We start from the raw sequence: 4262 nt of genomic DNA on the forward strand, positions 1-4262 counted from the left end.
CACCAGCAGCCAGCGGGCGTCCCCGCTGCGGTTCGTGGCGGTGTCGGCCACGAAGAACTTCGGCCAGCCGGCCTGCTGCGGTATCAGGAAGCGGGTGTCGGAGAACTCCAGCGGCTCGAAGTCCGGGTTCCCCTCCGGGTCCACCGTGCCGCGCGCCACCAGGCCCGCGTGATCGATCTCGCCCAGTGGCCCGTTCTCGATCGTGTCGTTGAGATCCGCGTCGAACGCCGCGTTGGACTCGTTGCTCACCTCGACGAAGTGCGCGAGCGCGTCCGCCGCCTCCTCCTCCGAGGCCGCCGGCATGATGGCCGTCTCGCCGTGCACCGTCATGCAGCCGGACACGGACACCGCCGTGGCCACCGCCATGAACACTCCGACGGCGGTCCTGGCCACCCGTGCTCGCACCCGCATGGTGAAGCCCTCCCCATACCCTCTCGCTGATGCCAGGAATCGTAACCGTGCCCACGGACGCACCTCGCATGGGATGATCCCCGTCATGGCGGTGACGACGACCTTCACGGCAGCGTTACAGAACCTGCGGTCCGCGCAGAAGACCGCGAAAGGCGTTTCCCTCTACTCCCGTTGGATCAACCGGCCGCTGGGCCGGGTGCTGGCGGCGGCGGCCTTCCGGGCCGGGCTCACCCCGAACCGGGTCACGCTGCTGTCCGCCCTCGTCAGCTACACCGCCCTCGCCGCCGTCGCGCTGCGCCCGCCCTCCTGGCCGCTGGCGGTGGGCGTGTACGCGGGCCTGGTCCTCGGCTTCGCGCTGGACTCGGCCGACGGCCAGCTGGCCCGGCTGCGCGGCCAGTCCAGCGCGGTGGGGGAGTGGCTGGACCACGTGGTGGACGCCGCGAAGATCACCGCCCTGCACGCGGTGGTCCTGATCACCTTCTACCGGCACTTCGCCCTGCCCCACGACGGCTGGCTGCTGCTGCCGCTGCTCTTCCAGCTCGCCGCGGTGGTGATCTTCTTCGGCGGCCTCCTGCGCGAGAAGCTGCGCCCGCACGCCCCGGGGGCGGCCGCACCGGCCCCGCCCCCGCGGCTGCGCGCGGTCGCGCTGCTGCCGGTCGACCACGGCGTCCTGTGCGCCCTGTTCCTGCTGCTGGGCGACGAAACCGCCTTCCGCTGGGGATACCTGGCGCTGTGCGCCGCCCATGTCCTGTTCTGTGGAGCCTTCCTGGCCAAGTGGTACCGCGAACTGTCCGCACCGGCGTGTTGATGGCGATCAAGGGCGGGCGGCTGCCAAGCTGAAGGGACCGGCCGGTACGCCACGGCCGGGACCGGGCGAGGACGGCGGGGGGACGCCATGGAACCCACCGGAAGGGTCTGGCAGAAGTCGAGTTTCTCGGGAAGCGGCCCCGACACCAACGAGTGCCTGGAGATCGCGGCCGGGCCCGACGGGCTCGGACTGCGCGAAACGGCCGACCCCGACCTGGTACTCACCACCGGGGCCGCCGCACTGAACGGCCTGCTGCGGGCCGTCAAGGCCGGTCGGCTGCCGCCCTGAACGGCACCCGGCGGCCCGGACCGCCGCCCGCCGCCACCGCGTTGGCACCCACGATCACCGCGACCGCCGCCCACGACCACGGATCGAGGTGCTGCCCGAGCACCAGCAGGCCGATCAGCGCCGCGAACACCGGATTCACGCTCATGAAGACCCCGAAGAAATGGGCGGGCACCCGGCGCAGGGCCAGCAGATCCGCCAGCAGCGGCACCGCCGAGGACAGCACCCCCGCCCCCAGCGCGCACAGCAGCGCGGCCCAGGACGGCTCGGAACGCCACAGCACCACCACGCCCACCGGCAGGTACAGCGCCCCGGACACCGCCGCCGCGGCCGCCGAACCCGCCAGGCCGGGCAGCCGCCGGCCCACCGTCCGGTTGAGCAGGATGTAGCAGGCCCAGCACCCGGCAGCGGTCAGCCCCAGCGCGATGCCCGCGTAGTCCGTACTCGGCTGCGGCCGCACCAGGACCACCACGGCGGCGCTGGCCGCCAGCGCGCACAGCACACCCCGCCGGTGCCGCGCCGTCGCCAGGGCGACGGCCAGCGGGCCCAGGAACTCCAGGGTGACGGCGAGCCCGAGCCCGATCCGGTCGATCGCCGCGTACAGCGTCAGATTCATCACCGCGTACGCCACCGCCAGCCCCAGCACCGGCCGCCACTGCGCCGCGCCGAAACCCCGCACCCGGGGCCGGCCCGCGGCCAGCAGCACCACGGCCGCCACCCACTGCCGTACCGCCACCACCCCCACCGGGCCCAGCACCGGGAAGGCCAGGGCCCCCACCGAGGCCCCTATCTGATTGGACAGGCCGCTGCCCACCATCAAGGTGATGCCGGCCCCTCGCCGCTCCTCCGTCATGGGCACGACCATGCGCCGCCCCGCCGGAGGGGCAAAATGCGTGTCCCCGGTCATCGATACGCTGGACGCATGGACAGCCGGGAACTGGAGCTGCGGCATCTGCGCTGCCTGGTCGCGATCGCCGACGCCGGTACGTTCACCGACGCCGCCATCGCGCTGGGCGTCTCCCAGGCCGCCGTCTCCCGCACCCTGCGCGCCCTGGAGGACATCCTCGGCGTGCGGCTGCTGCACCGCACCAGCCGCACCGTCGCCCCCACCCCGGCCGGGTCCCGGGTCCTGGTCCGCGCCCGGCACCTGCTCGCCGGGGCCGACGCGCTGGCCGCCCTGGCCGCCACCGGCACCGGCCGGCTGGCCCTCGGCCACGCCTGGTCGGCCCTGGGCGCCCACACCGCCGAGTTCCAGCGCCGCTGGCACGCCCGCCACCCCGGCACCGAACTCGTCCTGGTCCGCCACAACACCCCGACCGGCGGGCTCGCCGAGGGCCGCTGCGACCTGGCCGTCGTCCGCACCCCCGTCGACACCCGCCGCTGGGACCACACCCTCGTCGGGCACGAGCCGCGCGTCATCGCCCTCGCCTCCGACGACCCGTGGGCGCGGCGGCGCGGCATCCGGCTGGCCGAGGTCCGGGAACGCACCCTCGTCGTCGACCGGAACACCGGCACCACCACCCTGGACCTGTGGGACGAGGGCGCCCGCCCCGCCGTCGAGTACACCCACGACATCGACGACTGGCTCGCCGCCATCGGCGCCGGCCGCTGCGTCGGCGTCACCCCGCGCGCCACCGCCACCCAGTACCGCCGCGACGGCATCGTCTACCGCCCGCTGCGCGGCGCCCCGCCCGTCCCCGTCCGGCTGATCCGGCCCCGCCGCGACCCGCACCCGGCGACCGGGGACGCCATCGCGCTGCTGACCGAGCTGTACGGGCGCGGCGGCCCGGCCGGCTGACCCGCGTCTCGCCCTCCGGGCCGGGCCACGTGCTCAGCGCCCCGGTTCCGCCTTCGCCGCCAGGGCGTCCAGCGCCCCGCGCAACTGCGTACTGGAGGTGTGCACCGTGTACGGGAAATACACGACCTCGACCCCCACCCGGCCCAGATCGCGCTCCAGCCGGTCGCCCTTCGGCGTCCCCCGCCAGTCGTCGCCCTTGAACAGCACGTCGAACCGCACCTGCTGCCAGGTGGCCACCTTCTCCGGCACCGTCTCCACGAACGCCGCGTCCACATACCGGATCGACCGCACGATCTCCAGCCGCTCCACCAGGGGTATGACCGGCGGTCTGCCCTTGGCCAGTTCCGCCATCTCGTCCGAGACCACACCCGCCACCAGATAGTCGCAGCGGCTGCGGGCATGCCGCAGGATGTTGAGATGCCCGATGTGGAACAGGTCGTACACCCCCGGCGCGTAGCCCACGGTGTGCGGTGTCCGCTGCTGCGTCTGCATGACTCGTGACCCCCACGCGGTCGCTGGCCGGCCCGGCCGGGCTGGCAGGGCGGCGGATCCACCCGACCTTAGCCCCAAACCCTTACTCCCCGGGCCCGATTGATGACATGCGGTGCAGGTTCTGCGGATAGGGTGGACACTGAGCGCTGTCGGGAAATCCCGTTCAGGGGGGAGAAGTTCGACCGTGGGCGAACGACATGAACGGCTGCTGCTGGTCTCCACCAACTACGCGCCCGAACAAGCCGGCATCGGCCCCTACGCCACCCAGCTCGCCGAGCACTGGGCCCGCGGACGCCACGCCGAAGTCCACGTCCTGGCCGGGTTACCGCACTACCCCGCCTGGCGGCTCGACCCCGCCTACCGGCACGTGTGGCGCACCGTCGACGAACGCGCCGGAGTCCTCGTCCACCGGCGGCGGCACACCGTACCGCCCCACCAGACCGCGCTGCGCCGCGCCCTGTACGAGGC

Annotated in this window: 5 protein-coding genes and 2 pseudogenes; 4 read left to right on the plus strand and 3 right to left on the minus strand. The window is 73.6% G+C overall.

Annotated features, from left to right (window positions below; genetic code table 11):
- A pseudogene (locus tag ACFV5N_RS25290) lies at positions 1–411 on the minus strand (hypothetical protein); the annotation flags it as partial.
- 85 nt (positions 412–496) lie between these two features.
- Between ACFV5N_RS25290 and ACFV5N_RS25295 the strand changes: the two are divergent.
- A complete protein-coding gene (locus tag ACFV5N_RS25295) occupies positions 497–1219 on the plus strand; it encodes a CDP-alcohol phosphatidyltransferase family protein (RefSeq protein WP_385604110.1) in 723 nt (240 codons plus the stop codon).
- 87 nt (positions 1220–1306) lie between these two features.
- The gene (locus ACFV5N_RS25300; RefSeq protein ID WP_385604114.1) at positions 1307–1507 is read left to right on the plus strand and encodes a DUF397 domain-containing protein; all 201 of its coding nucleotides are present in this window, start codon (positions 1307–1309) and stop codon (positions 1505–1507) included.
- Here the strand turns inward: ACFV5N_RS25300 and ACFV5N_RS25305 are convergent.
- Positions 1482–2321: a DMT family transporter gene (locus ACFV5N_RS25305; protein ID WP_385604120.1), complete on the minus strand. Its 840-nt coding sequence runs from the start codon at positions 2319–2321 to the stop codon at positions 1482–1484. The genes ACFV5N_RS25300 and ACFV5N_RS25305 overlap by 26 nt on opposite strands.
- Positions 2322–2426: 105 nt before the next feature.
- Between ACFV5N_RS25305 and ACFV5N_RS25310 the strand changes: the two genes are divergently transcribed.
- Positions 2427–3302 carry a LysR family transcriptional regulator gene (locus tag ACFV5N_RS25310; protein WP_385604117.1) on the plus strand — a complete coding sequence of 292 codons (876 nt, stop codon included), beginning with the start codon at positions 2427–2429 and terminating at the stop codon, positions 3300–3302.
- A 33-nt stretch (positions 3303–3335) separates the two neighbouring features.
- Here the strand turns inward: ACFV5N_RS25310 and ACFV5N_RS25315 are convergent, their stop codons facing one another.
- Positions 3336–3794: an adenylyltransferase/cytidyltransferase family protein gene (locus tag ACFV5N_RS25315; RefSeq protein WP_375062294.1), complete on the minus strand. Its 459-nt coding sequence runs from the start codon at positions 3792–3794 to the stop codon at positions 3336–3338.
- Between the two features lie 184 nt (positions 3795–3978).
- On the opposite strand from ACFV5N_RS25315, the pseudogene ACFV5N_RS25320 reads away from it, so the two are divergent.
- A pseudogene (locus tag ACFV5N_RS25320) lies at positions 3979–4262 on the plus strand (glycosyltransferase WbuB); the annotation flags it as partial.

It is taken from the genome of Streptomyces sp. NPDC059853, from assembly GCF_042731495.1.
Lineage (GTDB): Bacteria > Actinomycetota > Actinomycetes > Streptomycetales > Streptomycetaceae > Streptomyces.

Coding starts and splice junctions, on each gene's coding strand:
- ACFV5N_RS25295 (WP_385604110.1), top strand. CDS start 497: ATGGCGGTGACGACGACCTTCACGGCAGCGTTACAGAACCTGCGGTCC.
- ACFV5N_RS25300 (WP_385604114.1), top strand. CDS start 1,307: ATGGAACCCACCGGAAGGGTCTGGCAGAAGTCGAGTTTCTCGGGAAGC.
- ACFV5N_RS25305 (WP_385604120.1), bottom strand. CDS start 2,321: ATGGTGGGCAGCGGCCTGTCCAATCAGATAGGGGCCTCGGTGGGGGCC.
- ACFV5N_RS25310 (WP_385604117.1), top strand. CDS start 2,427: ATGGACAGCCGGGAACTGGAGCTGCGGCATCTGCGCTGCCTGGTCGCG.
- ACFV5N_RS25315 (WP_375062294.1), bottom strand. CDS start 3,794: ATGCAGACGCAGCAGCGGACACCGCACACCGTGGGCTACGCGCCGGGG.